This is a genomic window from Streptomyces sp. NPDC048057 (genome assembly GCF_040653095.1).
Classification (GTDB): domain Bacteria; phylum Actinomycetota; class Actinomycetes; order Streptomycetales; family Streptomycetaceae; genus Streptomyces.
Genome location: NZ_JBEZNF010000036.1, coordinates 1 through 20418, shown reverse-complemented (window position 1 = coordinate 20418; position 20418 = coordinate 1). Strand labels below are relative to the sequence as shown.

At 72.7% G+C, this 20418-nt stretch carries 15 protein-coding genes; 9 read left to right on the top strand and 6 right to left on the bottom strand.

Translation table 11 applies throughout. The features are described from left to right. Positions 1–73: 73 nt before the first annotated feature. Entirely contained in the window at positions 74–898 is an 825-nt protein-coding gene (locus AB0E05_RS32005) for a DNA-formamidopyrimidine glycosylase family protein (protein WP_361970301.1), read from the bottom strand. A gap of 100 nt (positions 899–998) precedes the next feature. Next, positions 999–1484 (bottom strand): ribose-5-phosphate isomerase, encoded by a 486-nt coding sequence (locus AB0E05_RS32000; protein ID WP_361970299.1) that lies wholly within the window; start codon positions 1482–1484, stop codon positions 999–1001. 127 nt (positions 1485–1611) lie between these two features. Here AB0E05_RS32000 and AB0E05_RS31995 point away from each other — a divergent pair, with 127 nt between their 5' ends. Continuing rightward, positions 1612–2955 (top strand): FAD-binding oxidoreductase, encoded by a 1344-nt coding sequence (locus AB0E05_RS31995; protein ID WP_361970297.1) that lies wholly within the window; start codon positions 1612–1614, stop codon positions 2953–2955. Between the two features lie 754 nt (positions 2956–3709). On the opposite strand, the gene AB0E05_RS31990 is transcribed toward AB0E05_RS31995, so the two are convergent. Beyond that, on the bottom strand, positions 3710–4288 hold the full coding sequence (locus tag AB0E05_RS31990) for a biotin transporter BioY (RefSeq protein ID WP_361970295.1): 579 nt from the start codon (positions 4286–4288) through the stop codon (positions 3710–3712). Positions 4289–4704: 416 nt separating this feature from the next. On the opposite strand from AB0E05_RS31990, the gene AB0E05_RS31985 reads away from it, so the two are divergent. From AB0E05_RS31985 to AB0E05_RS31970, 4 genes are all read left to right on the top strand, one after another. Beyond that, positions 4705–6141, top strand: a complete 1437-nt coding sequence (locus tag AB0E05_RS31985) for an amino acid permease (protein ID WP_361970294.1) — start codon at positions 4705–4707, stop codon at positions 6139–6141. Between the two features lie 108 nt (positions 6142–6249). Further along, positions 6250–7263, top strand: a complete 1014-nt coding sequence (locus tag AB0E05_RS31980) for a 2-hydroxyacid dehydrogenase (protein WP_361970292.1) — start codon at positions 6250–6252, stop codon at positions 7261–7263. A gap of 102 nt (positions 7264–7365) precedes the next feature. Beyond that, positions 7366–8457 carry a glycerophosphodiester phosphodiesterase family protein gene (locus AB0E05_RS31975; protein ID WP_361970290.1) on the top strand — a complete coding sequence of 364 codons (1092 nt, stop codon included), beginning with the start codon at positions 7366–7368 and terminating at the stop codon, positions 8455–8457. Between the two features lie 102 nt (positions 8458–8559). After that, entirely contained in the window at positions 8560–9195 is a 636-nt protein-coding gene (locus tag AB0E05_RS31970; RefSeq protein ID WP_361970288.1) for a superoxide dismutase, read from the top strand. A 161-nt stretch (positions 9196–9356) separates the two neighbouring features. Here the strand turns inward: AB0E05_RS31970 and AB0E05_RS31965 are convergent, their stop codons facing one another. After that, complete coding sequence (locus AB0E05_RS31965; RefSeq protein ID WP_361970286.1) at positions 9357–9998, bottom strand: DsbA family protein; 642 nt, start codon at positions 9996–9998, stop codon at positions 9357–9359. A 138-nt stretch (positions 9999–10136) separates the two neighbouring features. On the opposite strand from AB0E05_RS31965, the gene pepN reads away from it, so the two are divergent. The 3 genes from pepN to AB0E05_RS31950 all read left to right on the top strand — a co-directional run bounded on the left by pepN (position 10137) and on the right by AB0E05_RS31950 (position 17642). After that, the gene (pepN, locus tag AB0E05_RS31960) at positions 10137–12728 is read left to right on the top strand and encodes an aminopeptidase N (protein WP_361970284.1); all 2592 of its coding nucleotides are present in this window, start codon (positions 10137–10139) and stop codon (positions 12726–12728) included. A 442-nt stretch (positions 12729–13170) separates the two neighbouring features. Beyond that, on the top strand, positions 13171–14130 hold the full coding sequence (locus tag AB0E05_RS31955; RefSeq protein WP_361970283.1) for a hypothetical protein: 960 nt from the start codon (positions 13171–13173) through the stop codon (positions 14128–14130). Between the two features lie 185 nt (positions 14131–14315). After that, entirely contained in the window at positions 14316–17642 is a 3327-nt protein-coding gene (locus tag AB0E05_RS31950; protein WP_361970281.1) for a S8 family serine peptidase, read from the top strand. 138 nt (positions 17643–17780) lie between these two features. Here the strand turns inward: AB0E05_RS31950 and AB0E05_RS31945 are convergent, their stop codons facing one another. Both AB0E05_RS31945 and AB0E05_RS31940 read right to left on the bottom strand, forming a co-directional pair. Further along, positions 17781–18509, bottom strand: a complete 729-nt coding sequence (locus AB0E05_RS31945) for a hypothetical protein (RefSeq protein WP_361970280.1) — start codon at positions 18507–18509, stop codon at positions 17781–17783. Between the two features lies 1 nt (position 18510). Beyond that, positions 18511–19056 (bottom strand): sigma-70 family RNA polymerase sigma factor, encoded by a 546-nt coding sequence (locus AB0E05_RS31940; RefSeq protein ID WP_361970278.1) that lies wholly within the window; start codon positions 19054–19056, stop codon positions 18511–18513. A 201-nt stretch (positions 19057–19257) separates the two neighbouring features. Here AB0E05_RS31940 and AB0E05_RS31935 point away from each other — a divergent pair, with 201 nt between their 5' ends. Beyond that, a complete protein-coding gene (locus AB0E05_RS31935; RefSeq protein WP_361970276.1) occupies positions 19258–20292 on the top strand; it encodes an aspartate-semialdehyde dehydrogenase in 1035 nt (344 codons plus the stop codon). Positions 20293–20418: the final 126 nt, after the last annotated feature.

Genomic DNA, 20418 nt, shown 5'->3' with positions numbered 1-20418 from the left:
CGGGCGCAGGGCGGATGCGCGGGTTCGGGCGCCCCCTCGGGGCGACGCCCGGGGCCCCGGGTCCGTCCGCGCGTCAGTGACTGCCGGCCGCGCGGGGCTGGCAGCGCGGGCACCAGAAGAGGTTGCGGGCAGCGAGGTCCGCCGTGCGGATCTCGGCGTCGCAGACGTGGCACGGGAGGTTCGCGCGCCGGTACACGTACACCTCGCCCCCGTGGTCGTCGACCCTCGGCGGGCGTCCCATCGCCTCCGGCGTGTGCTCCGGGCGCACGGTGTCGATGCGGTTGTTCCGCACGCCCTCGCGCATCAGCTCCACCAGATCGGTCCAGACGGCGTCCCACTGCGCGCGTGTGAGGTCCCGGCCGGGGAGGTACGGGTCAATGCCGTGCCGGAACAGCACCTCCGCGCGGTACACGTTCCCGACGCCCGCGATGACCTTCTGGTCCAGCAGCAGCGCGGCGACCGTGGTGCGCGAGCGGCTGATCCTCGCCCAGGCGCGGCCCGGGTCGTCGGCCGCCCGCAGCGGGTCGGGACCCAGCCGGTCGTGTATCGCGTCCTTCTCGGCGTCCGTGATCAGCGCGCAGGTCGTCGGGCCGCGCAGGTCCATGTACGCGCCGGCGGAGGCCAGTCGCAGCCGGACCGTGTCGGTGGCCGGCGGGGCCGGGGTCGCACCGAAGCCCACCTTGCCGAAGAGCCCGAGGTGGATGTGGACCCAGCCGAGCGGCCCGAACCCGAGGAAGAGGTGCTTGCCGTGCGCCTCCGCCTCCTCCAGCTCCCGACCGTCCAACAGGGCCGCGGAGTCGGCGAACCTGCCCTGCGGGCTCCGGACGGCGACGGTGCGGCCGACGAAGCGCGCGCGGTGGTCGGCGGCGAGCCGGTGGATCGTATGCCCTTCGGGCACGGGGACTCCTGGGGTGTGCCGCGCCCCCGCTCCCGGTGCGGACGGGAGGCGGGGGCGCTGGTGACGTGCGTGGGGACGGGGACGGGGGCGGGCGCGGGGGTCAGGGCTGGGGGTGGCCCTCGGGGATCGGCGGCAGCTCGCCCGTCGACTCGTAGCGGCTCAGCATCTCGATGCGGCGGGTGTGCCGCTCCTCGCCGGAGTACGGGGTGTCGAGGAAGATCTCCACGAAGCGGGTGGCCTCCTCCAGGCTGTGCATCCGGCCGCCGACGGCGATCACGTTCGCGTCGTTGTGCTCCCGGCCCAGCGCCGCGGTCTGCTCGCTCCACGCCAGCGCGGCCCGGACGCCCTTGACCTTGTTCGCGGCGATCTGCTCGCCGTTGCCGGAGCCGCCGATGACGACGCCGAGGGAGTCGGCGTCGGCCGCGGTGCGCTCGGCGGCGCGCAGGCAGAAGGGCGGGTAGTCGTCGAGGGCGTCGTAGATGTGGGGACCGCAGTCGACGGGCTCGTGCCCGTTGGCCTTCAGCCACTCGACGAGGTGGTTCTTGAGTTCGTATCCGGCATGGTCGGAACCGAGGTACACGCGCATGGACGGAAGTGTGGCACGGGTGCGCGGGCGCGGCGGCGTCGGGCGGCCGGAAGGCCGGGAAGGCCGTTCGCGGGGCCGCCGGGAAACTTGACGCTCCTTGTCAGGTATACCGGGCAGGCTGCGGCGCATGGAGCACATGAACGACATCCAGCAAGTCGCCCGGGTCGTCCACACCCCCGCGGACCCCGGTTACGAAGAGGAGGCGTCCGGCTTCCAGACGGGCTTCCGCCAGCGCCCGGAGCTGGTGGTCGGCGCGGCGGACGCCGACGAGGTGCGGCGGGCGGTGACGTACGCGGCCGGCCGCGGCCTGTCCGTGTCCGTGCAGGCCACCGGACACGGGATGCCCGGCGCGCGGGAGGGCGGGCTGCTGATCACCACGCACCGGATGGACGAGGTGCACATCGACCCCGCGGCCCGGACCGCCCGCATCGGCGCGGGGGTGCGCTGGGCGCAGGTCGTGGCGGCGGCGTCCCCGCACGGGCTCGCACCGCTCAGCGGCTCCTCGCCGGGCGTCGGCGCGGTCTCGTACGTCCTCGGCGGCGGGATCGGGCTGCTGGGCCGACGGTTCGGTTACGCCTCGGACCACGTGCGGGCGTTGGAAGTCGTGACGGCCGACGGCGCACTGCGACGGCTCACCCCCGAGGGCCCGGACGGCGACCTGTGGCGGGCGCTGCTGGGCGGGGGCAACGTGGTCCGGCTGGGCGTGGTCACCGCGATGGAGATCGACCTCTTCCCCGTCTCCCTGCTGTACGGGGGGTACCTGCGGTACGGCGAGGAGTCCGTGGAGGCGGCGGTGCGGGCGTATCTGGAGTGGACCCGCGGCGTGCCCGACGAGATGGCGTCCGGGTTCGCGGTGATGGTCTACCCCGACGCGCCCGGCCTCCCGGAGCACCTGCGGGGCCGGTACGTCGCGTCGGTCTCGGTGGCGTACGCAGGCGACGCCGCCGCGGGGGCGCGGCTGGTCGCCCCGCTGCGGGCGGCGGCGCCGGTGGTGGAGGACACCCTGCGGGAGCTTCCGTACGCGGAGAACGCGACGGTGTACGCGGAGCCGGACCAGCCCCACGCGTACTACGGCGACAACGCGATGGTGCGGGACCTGGACGCGGACACGGCGGTGCGAGTGCTGAAGGCGACGGGGCCGGGGCAGCCGGTGTGGTCGGTGACCCAGATCAGCCACTTGGGCGGCGCGCTGGCCCGCGGAGCCGCGGGCGGCGGCGGACCGGACTCGGTCCCGTACCGCTCGGCGGCGTATGCCGTCCGGATGCTGTCCGCCCTCACCCCGGAGGTGGACGTCCCCCGCGTCCGCGCCCTCCACCGCGAGGCCTTCGCCCTCCTCGGCGAGCAGGTGCTGGGCCGGGCGGCCAACTTCTCCTTCGGCGGCGGCGACGAGCTATCGGGCCTCCACGACGCGGAGATCGCGGCGCGGCTGTCCCTGACGAAGCGCCGCTACGACGCGGGCGACGTCTTCTGACCCTGCGCGGCGGCCTCCCGCCGCGGGAGCACGGGCCGTGTGCCGCCCGCGGCCCGGTGGCGGGCTGGTCGCGCAGTTCCTCCCCCTGTGCCGATTCCCCGGCCTGAGCCCAGAAAGTCCAGGCGAGGCCCGCGCTCTCCGCGGAAACCCGAGCAGCACCCACTGCCAGCACGCCGCCTGCGGTCCGTCTGTGGCCGGTCGCGCAGTTCCCCGCGCCCCCAGAACCCACGCCCTGCGGGCGCGAGGTCCCGCCTCCGGCGGGTGACCTCTGGTCGCCCTCCCGGCCGAAGCCGCAAGTCCCCAACGCCCGTAGGGCGTGGGGACTCAGGGGCGCTGGGGGTGCCCCCGTGCCCGCAGGGCACAGGGGGAGGAACTGCGCGACCGGCCCACCGCCGCGGCGGGTCCTAGGGCCTGTCTTACGGATCAGGCTGGATCAGGGTGGGGGTCCCCCCCACGCCCTCCGGGCGTAGGGGGAGGGGTCTGGTCCCGTGGATCGCAAGGCGGAGGACGGGGGCACTCCCCCACGGCTACGCGTGGGGGCACCCCCACCCGGGCCGCCAGGCCCAGGGGGAGAGCCAATGCGGAGGGGGTACTCCCCCACCGCCTCGCGTGGGGGCACCCCCGCCCGTGCCCGCAGGGCACAGGGGGCCATTCGCGACCGACGACAACGCGGAGTGGGGGCACCTCCCGGGCCGAAGGCCCAGGGGGAACGGTGCCAGGGCACGCGAGCCCAGCAAGATCCGTAAGACAGGCCCTAGCGGGAGAGGAGCTTCCACGCAGTGGGGAGCGCGCCCATGGCCAGCGCCGCCTTGAGCGCGTCGCCGATGAGGAAGGGGGTCAGGCCCGCCGCCACCGCCTGGGTCATCGACATGCCGGTGGACAGCGCGAGGTACGGGACGCCGATGCCGTAGATGATCACCGAGCCCACCACCATCGCCCCGGCCATCCGCAGGACGGAACGGTCCGCGCCCCGCCGCGCCAGCGCGCCCACGACCGTCGCCGCGAGGAGCATGCCGAGGATGTAGCCGAACGACGGCATGCCCCAGCCCGCCTCGCCCTCGGCGAACCACGGCATGCCCGCCATGCCCGCCACCGCGTACAGCGCGAGCGAGAGGAAGCCGCGGCGGGCGCCGAGCGCCGTGCCGACGAGGAGCGCGGCGAAGGTCTGGCCGGAGACCGGGACGGGCGAGCCTGGCACCGGCACCGCGATCTGCGCCGCGAGGCCGGTGAGCGCCGCGCCGCCGGCGACGAGCAGGACGTCGCGGGTGCGGGAGGCGGGCAGCAGGTCCGCGAGGACCGCGCGGGGGCGTGTGGTGACGGTGGCAGTGCTCATCGGGTCTCCGCGGGGACGAAGGAGAAGGGACAGGAAGGAAACAAAGAAACAAGGCAAACAACGCGACCGTAGCCCACGGGCTTTCACCGGAACACCATCAAGCGTCGACAAAGGCAGAGGAAGGCCGTTGATGGGGAATCAACAAAGGGGCACCCCCAACCCCACCGCACCCCGCCCCGTACGTGACCCTCGTCACGTGCACGGGACGGTTCCCGGGGCCGTTCCATGGGGAGGTGCGCCAACGGCCGGTCTGTAGGGTCCCACCAACGGAGAGCGATCGCTCGGACGCCCGGCGCCCCGTAGGCGCGTGTACACCATGTGTGAGCCTCGTGACCGTATAGCGGACAGCCGTTCCCACTGAGCGGATGCTGCACTCACACTGGGCGCCTTCCGACCGCTAGCGATAGAGGGCGCCCATGTCCCGAACCTCCGCGTCCGCCGAACCGGCGAAGCCCGCCGGCTCCGGCGGCCCCGTCGAGCGCCGCCCGGACGACGTCGTCCTCTCCCACGGACTCAAGCAGCGACATCTGTCGATGATCGCCCTCGGCGGGGTGATCGGCGCCGGGCTGTTCGTCGGCTCCGGCGCGGGCATCGCCGCCGCCGGCCCGTCCATCGTCGTGGCGTACGCCCTCTCCGGGCTGCTCGTCATGTTGGTGATGCGGATGCTCGGGGAGATGTCCGCGGCGAACCCGGCGTCCGGCTCGTTCTCCGTCCACGCGGAACGCGCGATCGGCCCGTGGGCCGGCTTCACCAGCGGGTGGGCGTTCTGGACCCTGCTCTGCGTCGCCGTCGGCATCGAGGGCATCGGCGCCGCGAAGATCATGAGCGGTTGGATGCCCGGTACGCCGGAGTGGGCCTGGGTCGCCCTCTTCATGCTGGCGTTCTGCGCCACGAACCTGGCCGCGGTCCGCAATTTCGGCGAGTTCGAGTTCTGGTTCGCCGCTTTGAAGGTCGCCGCGATCGTGCTCTTCCTGGTGATCGGCGGGCTCGCGATCTTCGGGCTGCTGCCCGACACCGACGCGCCCGGCACCGCCAACCTCACCGGCGAGGGCGGGTTCCTGCCGAACGGTGCCGACGGGTTGATCATCGGCCTGCTCGCCTCCGTCTTCGCGTACGGCGGTCTGGAGACCGTCACCATCGCCGCGGCCGAGTCGGAGAACCCGGTGCGCGGCGTCGCGAAGGCGGTGCGCACCGCGATGTGGCGGATCGCGATCTTCTACATCGGCTCCATGGCGGTGATCGTGACGCTGGTGCCGTGGGACGCCCCCGAGGTCGCCGAGAAGGGCCCGTACGTCGCCACCCTGAACCACATCGGCATCCCCGCCGCCGGCGAGATCATGAACGTGGTCGTGCTCATCGCCCTGCTCTCCGCGATGAACGCGAACATCTACGGCGCGTCCCGGATCGCCTGCTCGCTGGTCGCCCGCGGCCAGGGCCCGACGTTCATGGGCAAGACGCACAACGGCGTGCCGCGCACCGCGGTGCTCGCCTCCTCCGTCTTCGGCTTCGGCTGCGTGCTGCTCAGCTACTGGCGGCCCGACGACGTCTTCATGTGGCTGCTCAACATGGTCGGCGCGATCATCCTCGTCGTCTGGATCTTCATCGCGGTCTCGCAGCTGGTGCTGCGCCGCCGCACCGAGCGCGAGGACCCGTCCCGGCTGGTGGTACGGATGTGGCTGTACCCCGGGCTGACCTGGGTGGCGCTCGCCGGGATGCTGGCCGTGTTCGTCCTGATGGCCCGCGACGACGGCACCCGCACCCAGCTCTACTACACGGGCGGTCTGACGCTGGCGCTCGCCGCGACGGGGTACGCCCGGCAGACGTGGACGAGAAAGTCGCGCACACGGGATTGACGCCCCCGGCCCGCGGTCGCAAGCTGCTGTGCCATCTACGGAGGTCGGGCGGCCGGGTAGTCGGGTCAGGGACGGCGGCCCCTCGCCCCCACACACGGAGGCGAGCGAATGCGAGTTCTGGCTGCCGGTGACCACTTCGTGCGCAACTCCCTGATCGCCGAGGCCCTGCGGCACGACATCACGGACGCGTCCTTGGACCTCACCGAGTTGACGTTGCCCTGGCCGCTGGAGCCGTTCGGGCGGGTCGCGGAGGTGGAGGAGGCGAGCGACAGCGAGGACGCGCTGATCGCCGCGCTCGACGGGGTGGAGGTCTGCGTCACCCAGATGGCGCCCTTCACCGAACGCGTCCTGGACGCGGCCCCCGCGCTGAAGATGATCGCGGTCTGCCGCAGTTGGCCGGTCAACATCAACGTGGCCGCCGCGCGGGAGCGGGGCGTGCGGGTGTGCTGTGCGCCCGGCCGCAACGCGGCGGCGACCGCGGAGTTCACCCTCGGGGTGATGCTGGCCGCGCTGCGCCGCATCCCGGACGCGCACAACTCCCTCACCGGCAAGGGCCACTGGGACGGTTCGTACTACACCTACGAACACAGCGGCACCGAACTGGAGGACGCGCCCGTCGGGGTCCTCGGGTACGGGGCGGTCGGCAGCCGGGTCGCCCGGGTGCTGGGCGCGTTCGGCGCGCAGGTCGAGGTGTACGACCCGTACGTCCGCGGCGACGTGCACGGCGTGCGGGCGCCGACGCTGGAGGCCATGCTCAGCCGTTCCCGGGTGCTCACCCTGCACGCCCGGCTGACCCCGGAGACCCGCGGCATGATCGGGCCGCACGAGCTGTCGCTGATGCCGCGCGGCGCGGTGCTGGTGAACACCGCCCGCGGCGGGCTGGTCGACACCCACGCCCTGTGCGACGCGCTGGACAGCGGCCATCTCGCCGCGGCGGCGCTGGACGTCTACGAGGAGGAGCCGCCGCGGCCGGGCTCCCGGCTGTTCTCCACCCCGAACCTGGTGCTGACCCCGCACGTGGGCGGGGCGAGCCGGGCGGTGGCGCAGAAGGCGGCGGCGTTCATCGCGGCGGAGGTCGGCCGCTACGCCCGCGGCGAGCGCCTCGCCCACGCGCTGGTGTGACGCCGGGCCCGCGACCGCCCGCCGCCATGCGGGTGATGCGCCATCACCCGCATGGCGGCACCGGTCCGCGGGCACATCGGGGGCATGGGTGATGCGGGTGGGATGACGCGACGCAGTGCCGTGACCTTGGCGGCGGGCGCGGCCGTCACCGGCGCCGCCGGCTCCACCGCGGCGGCGGACCACGACACCGGCCGCGGGCCGCTGGTCATCGGGCACCGGGGCGCCGCCGGCTGGCGCCCCGAGCACACCCGGGCGTCGTACGAACTCGCCGTGCAGACGGGCGCGGACTGGATCGAGCCCGATCTGGTGATGAGCGGCGACGGGGTACTCGTCGTCCGGCACGAGAACGAGATCTCCGGCACCACGGACGTCGCCCGCCGCCCCGAGTTCGCCGCCCGGCGCACCACCAAGACGGTGGACGGACGCCGGGTGACGGGCTGGTTCACCGAGGACTTCGGCCTCGCCGAGCTGCGCACCCTGCGCGCGGTCGAGCGGCTGCCGCTGGTGCGCGACCGGAACACCGTCTTCGACGGGGTGCAGCGGATCATGACGTTCCAGGAGGTGGTGGACCTGGCGCGGGCCCTGTCGCGCATGCACCGGCGGCGGATCGTCGTCTTCCCCGAGACCAAGCACCCCACCTACTTCCGCTCGATCGGCCTGCCCCTGGAGCCCGAGTTGGTCCGGGTCCTGCGGCGCGGCGCGGTCGGCGCCGGCGGGTGCGTGGTGCAGTCCTTCGAGCCGTCGAGCCTGCGTCGGGTGGCGGCGGCCGGGCTGCGGGTGCCGCTGTGGCAGGCGCTCGGCACCGGTGGCGGCCCCTACGGCCACGACGAGACGTACGCGCAGATGCGCACCCCCGAGGGGCTGGCACGGATCGCCGCGTACGCGCAGTGGATCGGGCCCGACAAGTCCTCGCTCGTCGCGCCGTCACCGCTGCTCGCCGACGCGCACGCGGCGGGCCTGCGGGTGGGCGCGTACACCTTCCGGGCGGAGAACCAGTACCTGCCGGCGGAGCTGCGCCGTGGAACGGACCCGCACTCCTTCGGCGCAGCCCTCACGGAGTACGCACAGCACTACGCCATGGGGGTGGACGCGGTGGTGACGGACTTTCCGGACCTGGCGGCGGCTGCCCGTAGGGAGTGGGCCGAGGGCCGGACCCAGGGCGCGTCCGGGGCTTCGCACCGACCCCGGTCCTAGGACCAACGCACGACCCTGCCGGGCCGTTGGGGCGCAATAACTGCTGCTAACGTGCAGATGCATAAGATGTGCAATAAGCAGCAGCCCGGAGGGACCCCGGACATGGCCGTCTACACGCTTCCTGAACTTCCCTACGACTACGCCGAGCTCGAACCGGTCATCAGCCCGGAGATCATCGAGCTGCACCACGACAAGCACCACGCGGCCTATGTCAAGGGCGCCAACGACACCCTGGAGCAGCTCGCGGAGGCCCGCGACAAGGAGTCGTGGGGCTCGATCAACGGGCTGGAGAAGAACCTCGCGTTCCACCTCTCCGGGCACATCCTGCACAGCATCTACTGGCACAACATGACCGGCGACGGCGGCGGCGAGCCGCTGGACAAGGACGGCGTGGGCGAGCTGGCGGACGCGATCGCCGAGTCGTTCGGCTCGTTCGCCGGCTTCAAGGCCCAGCTGACGAAGGCGTCCGCGACCACGCAGGGCTCCGGCTGGGGCGTCCTCGCCTACGAGCCGGTGAGCGGCCGGCTGATCGTCGAGCAGATCTACGACCACCAGGGCAACGTCGGCCAGGGCTCGGTGCCGATCCTCGTCTTCGACGCCTGGGAGCACGCCTTCTACCTCCAGTACAAGAACCAGAAGGTGGACTTCATCGAGGCCATGTGGAAGGTCGTGAACTGGCAGGACGTGGCCAAGCGCTACGCCGAGGCCAAGAGTCGCACCCCGCTGATCGCCCCCTGACGCCGACGGCGCCGGCCCGGCCCGATCCGGCCCGGCGCCCACGCCCGTCCTGCTCGTGATCGTCTTCTCACCCTTCACGTGCGGGCGTAAAGAAGAAGGACCCCCGCGAGGACGTGACTCGCGGGGGTCCTTCCGTTGGTGCGGCGTTTCGGGGCCCGGGGTCAGAGGTTGGAGAAGTCCGGGCCCGCCGTACGGGTGCGCTTGATCTCGTAGAAGCCGGGGGTGGCGGCCACCAGCAGCGTGCCGTCCCACAGCCGGGCCGCGGCCTCGCCCTGGGGCGCGGGGGTGACGACCGGGCCGAAGAAGGCGATCTGCTCGCCGTCGGCGCCGGGGACCGCGATGACGGGGGTGCCGACCTCCTGGCCGACCTTCTCGATGCCCTCCCGGTGGGAGGCGCGCAGCTCGGCGTCGTAGGTGTCCCGGTCGGCGTACGCGATGAGGTCGGCCGGCAGGTCGACGTCCGCGAGGGCGGCGGCGACGGCCTCCCGGGTGGCGCCGGCGCCCTCGTTGTGGAAGCGGGTGCCGAGCGCGGTGTAGAGGGGGCCGACGACCGCGTCCCCGTGCAGCTCGCGGGCGGCGGTGACGACCCGGACCGGCGCGAGGGCGTCCTTCAGGGCCTCCCGGTACTCCTCGGGGAGCTGGTCCAACTTGTCCTCGTTCAGCACGCTGAGGCTCATCACGTGCCAGCGGACCTCGACGTCGCGCACCTTCTCCACCTCCAGCATCCAGCGGGAGGTCATCCAGGCCCAGGGGCACAGGGGGTCGAACCAGAAGTCCACCGGGGTTCTGGCGTTCTCGGACATGTGTCTCCTCAGGGACGTGAAAGTCTGTTTCCGTCAACCACGGCCGTCACCGGCCGATTCCCCGATCACGTGCCGAACGGGGCGCGCAGCGCCCGTGGCAGGATCGGTGCCGTTCACATGAGACACGAAGGAGTGCCCGTGCCGGGTGAGAATCTGTCCCGCGACGAAGCCCGCGAGCGGGCCGAGCTGCTGTCCGTCGACGGCTACGAGGTGGCCCTCGACGTCCGTTCCGCGATCGACGCCCCCGGCGCGGAGGGGCGCGAGAAGGCCGCGCCGCGGACGTTCCGGTCGGTGACCACGATCCGGTTCCGCGCCGCCCGGCCGGGGGCCGCCACCTTCGTCGACCTGATCGCGCCGCGGGTGACCGCGGTGAGCCTGAACGGCGTGGCGCTGGACCCGGCCGAGGTCTTCGACGGCGCGCGCATCGCGCTCGCGGACCTCGCGGCGGAGAACGTGCTCGTGGTGGACGCGCAGTGCGCCTACAGCCGCACCGGCGAGGGGCTGCACCGCTTCGTCGACCCCGAGGACGGCGAGGTGTACCTGTACACCCAGTACGAGCCGGCGGACGCCCGCCGCGTCTTCGCGAACTTCGAGCAGCCCGACCTGAAGGCGCCGTTCCGCTTCGAGGTGACCGCGCCCGAGGGGTGGACGGCGTGGAGCAACGGCGCCGGGGAGCAGGGCGCGGACGGGGTGTGGCGGTTCGCCGAGACGAAGCCGATCTCGACGTACATCACCGCCGTCGTCGCCGGCCCGTACCACTACGAGACCGACCTCTACACCCGGACGTTCGACGACGGCACGGTGCTGGAGGTCCCGCTGGGCGCGATGTGCCGCAAGGGCCTGGCCCGGCACTTCGACGCAGGAGACGTCTTCCTCGTCACCAAGCAGGGCCTGGACTTCTTCCACGACCGCTTCGACTTCCCGTACCCCTTCGGGAAGTACGACCAGGCGTTCGTGCCGGAGTACAACATCGGCGCGATGGAGAACCCGGGGTGCGTCACCTTCCGGGAGGAGTTCATCTTCCGCGGCAAGGTGACGCAGGCGGCGTACGAGCGGCGGGCCAACGTCATCCTGCACGAGATGGCGCACATGTGGTTCGGCGACCTGGTCACCATGGTGTGGTGGGACGACCTGTGGCTGAAGGAGTCCTTCGCCGACTTCATGGGGTCGTACGCGATGGTCGGCGCCACCCGCTTCACCAACGGCTGGACCACCTTCGCCAACAACCGCAAGGCGTGGGCCTACCGGGCCGACCAGCTCCCCTCCACGCACCCGGTCACGGCCGACATCCGCGACCTGGAGGACGCCAAGCTGAACTTCGACGGCATCACCTACGCCAAGGGCGCCAGCGTGCTGAAGCAGCTGGTGGCGTACGTCGGCGAGGACGCGTTCCTGGAGGGCTCGCGGCGCTACTTCCAGCGGCACGCGTACGGCAACACCCGCCTCGACGACCTGTTGTCGGCGCTGGCGGAGACCTCCGGGCGCGACCTGGCCGCGTGGTCGCGGTCCTGGCTCCAGACCTCCGGGGTGAACTCGCTCGCCCCGCAGCTCACCTACGACTCCGGCGACCGGATCACCGAACTCGCCGTCGTCCAGGACGGGGAGGCGCTCCGGCCGCACCGGGTCGCGGTGGGGCTGTACCGGCGCGAGGGCACGGAGCTGGTGCGGTACGCGTCGGCCGAGGTCGACGTCGACGGCGCGCGGACCGCGGTGCCGGAGCTGGCGGGCGCGGAGCGGCCGGCGTTCGTGCTCGTCAACGACGAGGACCTGACGTACTGCAAGATCCGTTTCGACGAGGGCTCGCTGACCACGCTCCGCGCCCACCTGGGCGACGTCACGGACCCGCTGGCGCGGGCGCTGTGCTGGTCGGCGCTGTGGAACCTCACCCGGGACGCGCTGATGCCGGCGCGCGACTTCGTCGACCTGGTGCTGCGGTTCGCCGGGCGGGAGTCCGACATCGGGGTGCTCCAGATGCTGCACGCCTGGGCGCGCACCGCGCTGGTCCACTACGCGGCGCCGACGTGGCGCACGGAGGGCGGACGGCTGCTGGCGGAGGGCGCGCTGCGGGAGCTGCGGCTGGCCGAGCCCGGGAGCGAGCACCAGCTCGCCTGGGCGCGGTTCTTCGGCTCCGTCGCCGACTCCGCGGCGGACCTCCAGCTCCTCAAGGGGCTGCTGGACGGCACCGCGAAGATCGACGGCCTGGACGTCGACCAGGAGCTGCGCTGGACGTTCCTCGGACCGCTGGCGTCGCACGGCGTCGCCGACGGGGCGGCGCTCGCGGCGGAGCTGGCGCGGGACGACACCGCGTCCGGCACGCGCCACCACGTGCGCTGTCTGGCGGCCCGGCCGTCCGCGGCGGTGAAGGACCAGGCGTGGGCGCAGGTCGTGGAGTCGGACGAGCTGTCCAACGCGCTGGTGGAGGCGACGATCTCGGGCTTCGTGCAGTCGGGGCAGCGGGAGTTGCTCGCGCCGTACGCGCCGAAGTACTTCGACGCGATCGAGCGGGTGTGGCGGGAGCGGACCATCCAGATCGGGATGGACGTGGTGTCGGGCCTGTTCCCGTCGCTCCAGGGCGAGGCGGCGGAGCGGGCGGCAACGGAGTGGTTGGCGGCGCGTAAGGACGCGGCGCCGGCGCTCCGCCGCCTGGTGCTGGAGGCGCACGACGACCTGTCGCGCGCGCTGTCGGCCCAACGCTGCGACGCGGCTGCCGCGCCTTCCGAAGGCGCGTGACCCTTGCTGCGCCCCGGCCCGCGCCGGGGCGCTCCTGCGAGGCCCCCGTATGGGCCCCGCCCCCTGCGGAGTGGCGTGCGGTGGGCAACCCAGGGGCCGCGAGCCCGTGCAACCTGGCTCCTGCGGAGGAGCGCGGGGTGGGCTACCCAGGGGCGCGGGGAACTGCGCGACCAACCATCCACGGTCTGTGGGTGACGGACGGCAGGTAGTCCTACGGCGAGTGGTCCTGGGCGCCGCCAAGTCGGCGGGACTATTCGCCGTTGGGCCGCGGGCCCGTTGTCGGCTGCACACCGTACGTGGCTGGTCGCGCAGTTCCCCGCGCTCCTCCGCAGGAGGTAGGTCGCCCACATTCGCGAGGGGTCCCGCGGGGGAAAGGTCGCGGGATGCCCACAGGGGTGTAACAGCGGTTAGCGCGGGGGCTGCGCGCGGGAATGGGGACCGCATGGAACACGACGCTGCCCCGCCCCTGCCCCACTCCCACCCCCGCCAACGCGTGCTGACCGCCGCCGAATTGCGGGCGCTGCGCATTCGTGGGGAGCGGCAGGTGCTGTTGCCGGGGGTGTACCTGTTGCGCGCGGGCGCGGTCACGAGCGAGGAGCGGCTGTGCGGCGCGCTCGTGTACGCGTCGCGACCCGGCGCGGACGGCGGGGACGGCACGTACGGGCAGGCCGTGCTCACCGGGCTCGCCGCGCTCGCACTGCGCGACTTCGCCGGCGCCCCGCCCCTGCGCTCCGTGGAGCACGTCGACGTGTTGGTGCCGCGCACCCGCCGGCTGCGGTCGTCGGGGTACGCGCGGATCGTCCGGGCGCAGGTGCTGCCCGAGCCGGAGTGGCTGCTGGGTCTGCCCGTCGCCCCGGTGGTGCGCGCGGTCGTGGACGCGGTCGCGCAGACCACGGAGCAGGGCGCGGTGGGGACCCTGCTCGCGGAGGCCGTCGGCGGCGGGCACTGCGAGCCGGCCGCCCTGGTCGGGGAGTTGCGGCGGGCGCGGCTGCTGCACCGCCAGCCCGTCGCGGACGCGGTGGAGACGCTGCTCGCGCAGGGCCGGCTGCTCGCCGAGGAGCGGCTGTACGCGCTGGTGCACGCGTACGGCCTGCCCGACCCGGTGTGGAACGTGGAGCTGCGGCTGCCGCAGGGCCCGAGCCTGGGCCCCGTGGACGCGTACTGGCCGGAACAGGCGGTCGCGGTGGAGCTGGACACCCGGGCGCCGCACCAGGGCGCGGACGCTGAGTGCATGCGCCGACGGGAGCGGCTGGAGCAGCTCGGCGTCACGGTCGTGCACATCACCCCGCACACGCTGCGCGACCGCCCTGACCAGCAGGCCGTCGTGGTGCGCACCGCGCTGATGGCGGCGGTGGACCGCCATCCCGCGGACCGGCTCGTCGCCCTGCCCCGATGTCGTTAACTCCCGTTTGCAGACGTCTCGTTCCCGATGGCGCATCGCCCGCAGTGGCGGGTTTATGCCATGACCACATCACATCCACCGGTGCCCCTCCCCAAAACCCCGCCCCGTGCGAAAGGCTGAGCGGTCATCCGGCACCGAAAACCGGACTGACGTTCTCCGTGTCCTCCTTCACAACAGGGATGCTGATGACCCCCGATTCCCAGAGCTCCATATCCGGACGCTCCACCCCCGGGCGCAGACGCGCGGCCCGCATCGCAGCCGCCGCGTCGCTGGTGACCGCGCTGGTCGCCACCGGTGCGGCACCGGCGTTCGCCACCACCGCGGCCGACCCCGACCCCGCTGCCGGGGCGAAGGCCGTACAGCCCGCCGAGCAGAAGCTCGGCGCCGCGGACGTCGAGCTGCTCGCCGAGGCCGAGGCCAAGGGCGAGAAGCACGTCACGGTGATGGTGGCCACCGCCCCCGGCTCGACCGAGCCGGTGGCGCAGCAGTTGGACGCCGTCGACGGTGCGTCCGTCGGCAAGGCGTACGACACACTCGGCTACGTGCGGGCCACCCTGCCCACCGCGAAGGCGGAGGCCGCCCTCAAGGCCGCCGCCAAGCTCCCCAGCGTCCACGGCATCGACCTCAAGCACGAGGTGAAGCTGGACGACCCGACCCCGGCGGGCGACACCACCAAGGCCGCGGGCACCGCCGGCAAGCAGGGCAAGAGCTACCCGGCGCCGGGCAAGCACACGCCCGCGAAGAACCCGTACAACCCGTCGTTCGAGACGGGCGCCGTCGACTTCGTGAAGAAGTACCCGAAGTACGACGGCCGCGGGGTCACCATCGGCGTCCTGGACTCCGGCGTGGACATCGCCCACCCCGCGCTGCAGAAGACCACCACCGGCGAGCGCAAGATCGTCGACTGGGTCACCGCGACCGACCCGGTGTACGACGGCGACGGCACCTGGCGGCAGATGCGGCTGGAGGTGAAGGGCCCGTCGTTCACCGTGAACGGCCGCGCCTACACCGCCCCCGCCGGCACGTACAAGTTCAACCTCTTCGCCGAGGCCGCCACCCGCGGCGGCGACATGGCCGGCGACCTGAACCGCGACGGCGACACCACCGACGTGTGGGCGATGCTGTACGACCCGGCGCAGGGCACGGTCCGCGTGGACCTGGACAACGACGCCGACTTCGGCAACGACACCGCCATGAAGCCGTACAAGGACGGCTTCCAGGTCGGCTACTTCGGCAAGGACGACCCGGCGACCCCGGTCGTCGAGCAGATCCCCTTCGTGATCGAGCTCCGCAAGGACGTCGTCTACAACCCCGACACCGGCGCCAAGGCCGACTACGCCTCCATCGGCGTCATCGAGGGTTCGCACGGCTCCCACGTCGCCGGCATCACCGCCGCCAACAGCCTGTTCGGCGGGAAGATGAACGGCGCCGCGCCCGGCGCCAAGATCGTCTCCTCCCGGGCCTGCACCTGGAGCGGCGGCTGCACCAACATCGCCCTCACCGAGGGCCTGGCGGACCTGGTGATCAACCGGGGCGTCGACATCGTCAACATCTCCATCGGCGGACTGCCGGCGCTCAACGACGGCAACAACGCCCGCGCCGAGCTGTACAACCGGCTGATCGACACCTACGGCGTCCAGCTGGTGATCTCCGCGGGCAACGACGGCCCCGGCACCAACACCCTCGGGGACCCCGGCGTCACCACCAAGGCGATCTCCGTCGGCGCGTCCATCTCCAAGGAGAGCTGGGCCGCGAACTACGGCTCGCAGGTGAAGAAGAAGTACCAGATGATGCCCTTCTCCTCGCGCGGCCCGCGTGAGGACGGCGGCTTCACGCCCACCATCACCGGCCCCGGCTCGGCGATCCAGACCACCCAGACCTGGTCCCCGGGCGGCCCCGTGAAGGAGTCCGGCTACCAGCTGCCGCCGGGCTACTCCATGCTCCAGGGCACCTCGATGTCCTCGCCGCAGGTCGCGGGCGCCAGCGCGCTGCTGCTGTCCGCCGCCAAGCAGCGCGGCATCGACCTGACCCCGGCCAAGCTGCGGACCGCCCTGACCAGCACCGCGAAGAAGATCCCCGGGGTGCAGGCGCACGAGCAGGGCGCCGGTCTGATGGACACCGTCGAGGCGTGGGAGAGCATCACCGACGGCGTCGGCGCCCACGAGTACGCCGTGAAGGCGCCCGTGGACACCGCGATCGACTTCGCGCTGAAGGACCCGGGCTTCGGCACCGGCCTGTACGACCGCGAGGGCGGGCTGAAGGTCGGCCAGTCCAAGACGTACGACATCACCGTCACCCGCACCACCGGCCCCAAGGGCTCCGTGTGGCACGAGCTGGACTGGCGGAACAACGACGGCACCTTCCGCCTCCTCACCGGTGACAAGGTGCGGCTGCCGCTGAACCAGCCGGTGACCGTGACCGTGCAGGCCCGGCCGAAGTCCGTCGGCGTCCACTCGGCGATCCTGGAGGCGGACGACCCGCGCACCGAGGGCGTCGACAAGCAGATCATGTCGACCGTCGTCGTCTCCACGCCGCTGGCGGCCCCCTCGCACGCGTTCTCCGCAGCCGGCTCCGTCCAGCGCAACAGCTCGACCTCGTACTTCATCAACGTGCCCGCGGGCGCGAAGAGCCTGGAGGTCGCGCTCGGCGGACTGGCGAAGGGCAGCCAGACGCGCTTCATCAGCATCCACCCGTACGGGGTGCAGATGGAGGACAGCGCCACCATCTTCTGCTACCCGAACTACGAGAGCCCGACCAACACCTGCCGTCCCGACCTGCGGTCCTACGCGGACCCGACGCCGGGCGTGTGGGAGATCGAGGTCGAGTCGCGGCGCACCTCGCCGCTGCTGGACAACCCGTACGAGCTGGACGTGACGCTGCTGGGTGCGGACTTCGACCCGGCGATCACCACGCTCCCCGAGGTGAAGGTCGGCACCCCGGCCCCGGTCGACTGGAAGGTCACCAACAAGGTCGCGCCCGTCGACGGCAAGCTGGCCGGCGGCGCCCTGGGCTCGGCGAAGGTGACCCGTCCCACCATCAAGCAGGGCGAGTCGCACGAGACCACGGTGACCGTCGGTGCCGGTGTCGAGCGGCTGGACATCGCGATCGGCAACACCTCCGACCGCGGCGCCGACCTGGACCTGTCGGTCTACAACGAGGCCGGCGTGCGCGTCGGCCAGGCCGCTGACGCGGACTCCGAGGAGGCCGTCACCCTGGTCAAGCCCGCGGCGGGCACCTACAGGATCGTGGTCGACGGCTACGCCGTGGCCGCGGGCGGCACCGAGTACGACTACCGGGACGTGTTCTTCGCCCCGTCGCTCGGTGAGCTGAAGGTCGACCCGAACAAGCCGGTCAAGCTCGGCAGCGGTGAGTCCGCGCAGGTCAGCGCGGAGGTCGTGGTGGCCGGTCCGGCTCCCGAGGGACGGCAGTTCTTCGGTGAGGTGCGGCTGGTGAACGCGCGCGGCACCGCGGCGGGCGCCGGCAGCGTCGTGATCGGGAAGGTCGTTCCGTAACGACGGCCGTCACTGCGCAGCAGTGAGTCAACGAGGGGCGGGCACCCGATGCGGGCGCCCGCCCCTCCCCCGTTCCCCGGTGTCCCCCGTGTCCCCCGTGTCCCCCGTGTCCATGGGGCCCGACCGCGGTCACTCGCATCAGCACTCGTGTGCGCGCGCGATGGCCTCCTCCACGGCCAGGGACCGCCCTTGGGGACTGTCGGGCGTCAGGGAGACGGTGCGCCCGTCCGCGGTGGCCACCACCACCAGCCGGCGGCCGGCCGGGTAGGCGTCCGCCGTTCCCACCACCTTCAGCACCACCTGGTCCGGCCCTTCCCGAGGCGTCAGATGACGGTCGACGGCGAGCGTGACCATGAGGTTGAACCTGCCCGAGCCGCCGCCGTCCGCCTTCGGCACTTCAGTGCCTTCGGCGACCTGCACCACCCGGCCCGCCACCGCCCGACGGGTGCAGAGCCCGACCCCTTCTCCGGAGGATTCGGCCGCCCGCTGTCCCGCCGGCACATTGGACACGGCCCGGTCGGACGGCACCGCCACCCGGTACTGGACGACGACCGCGAGGGTCGCGACGGTCGTCAGGGCCGCGACCGACGCGGCGAGCGCCAGCACCCGGCGACCGCGGCGCGGCCGGGGCGCGACGGCGGCCCCGTGCTTCGGCGCGGGCGGCGCCGTCGCCAAGGCGTCGCCGATCAGATGGAGCTGTTCCCGCAGGGTCGCCACGTCGCGCGCCGCCAGGTCCCACTCGGGGTCGCTCCCCCGGGCCGAGCCCCCCGCCAGGACCGCCCGCAGCGCCTCGTCCGCGGCGGTGGCACCGTCCCGCCCCGCACGGTCCGCGCCCTCCCCGCCCTTGTCGGGTCGCTCGTCGCGCATCTCACACCACCTCCCTCTCGTGCAGCCGGGCGCGCATCGCCTTCGCCGCCGCGTGCAGCCGACTCTTGACCGTGCCCTCGGGCACCCCCAGCTCCCGGGCGATCTGCGGCACGGTGAGGTCCGCGTAGAACCGCAGCACCAACACCTGCCGCTGCACCTTCGGCAGTGCCTCCAGGCCGTCGGCGACGTCGAGGGCGAGCAGCCGTGCCTCGGGGTCCTCGCCGTTGCCACGCCCCCACGGCTTCAGCTCGGTCAGCCGCGCCCCGATGCGCTCCTGGCGGCTGTGGGTGCGGTGCCAGTCGGCGGCGAGGTTCGAGGCGACGACCGCCGCCCAGGCGCCCACGTCCCCCGGTGGCTCCAGCCCGCGGGCCCGGCGCTCCAGCAGCCGCAGTCGGACCTGCTGCACCCCGTCCCCCAGGTCGCACGCGGGCACCCCGCCGAGCGCGAGGACCGCGCGCACCCGGCTGACCTGTGCCGGAGCGAGGGGGTCGGCTTCCCCGTCCCGCGCCGCGTCCGCCCTGCGCCTCGTGCTGCCGATGCCCAGCAAATGACTGCCTCCCCCTGCCCGCCCCGTGCCGCGTTTCCCCTAGGACGCGGCGGGCCCCCGAAACGTTCGACTCGTCACACATTCCGCCCCTTGGACAATGGACTGGACAAGCCAGCCGTGGGGACACGCATCATGGAGCGGCACCCGTCGCCAGCGGATCAGCGTGGATCTCGCAGATCAGAACGTACGAAGGAGTCTTCCGTGAGGGTCGGAATCGTCGGAGCCACCGGTCAGGTGGGCACGGTCATGCGCAGGATCCTCGCGGAGCGGAAGTTCCCCGTCGAGGAGCTGCGGCTGTTCGCATCCGCCCGCTCCGCCGGCTCCACCATCACGTGGGAGGGCCGGGAGATCACCGTCGAGGACGCCTCCCTCGCGGACTACAGCGGGCTCGACATCGTCCTGTTCTCGGCCGGTGGCGCCACCTCGCGCGCGCTGGCGGAGAAGGTCGCGGGGCAGGGCCCGGTCGTGATCGACAACTCGTCCGCGTGGCGGATGGACCCCGAGGTCCCCCTGGTGGTCTCCGAGGTGAACCCGCACGCGGTCAAGGACCGCCCCAAGGGCATCATCGCCAACCCGAACTGCACCACCATGGCCGCGATGCCGGTGCTGAAGCCGCTGGCGCAGGAAGCCGGGCTGACCGCCCTGGTCGCCACCACCTACCAGGCCGTGTCCGGCTCCGGGCTGTCCGGCGTCGCCGAGCTGGACGGCCAGGTGAAGCAGACCGTGGAGGAGGCGGCGGCCCTCACCCACGACGGCGAGGCGGTCGCCTTCCCCGAGCCCGGCGTCTACAAGCGCACCATCGCCTTCAACGTGCTGCCGCTGGCCGGCAACGTCGTCGACGACGGCTCCTTCGAGACGGACGAGGAGCAGAAGCTCCGCAACGAGTCCCGCAAGATCCTGGAGCTGCCGGAGCTGAAGGTCTCCGGCACCTGCGTGCGCGTGCCGGTCTTCACCGGCCACTCCCTCCAGATCAACGCCCGCTTCGCCGGGCCGCTGAGCGTGGAGCGCGCGTACGAGCTGCTGGCCGAGGCGCCGGGCGTGGAGCTGTCGGAGATCCCCACCCCCCTCCAGGCGGCGGGCAAGGACGCTTCGTACGTGGGTCGGCTCCGGCGCGACGACACCGTGGAGCACGGCCTCGCGCTGTTCGTCTCCAGCGACAACCTGCGCAAGGGCGCCGCGCTGAACGCCGTCCAGATCGCGGAGCTGGTCGCGGACGAGCTGTCCGCGAAGAAGTAGCGGTAGGAGACGGTCGGCCCCGCCCCGGTGCGGCGAATTCCAGGGGTCGTCGCAACACAGTGATCATCTGGCTGTTGCCAGGAGCTTAGCGAGGCGCTCGGCTGGGGTTTCCCAGCCGAGCGTTTT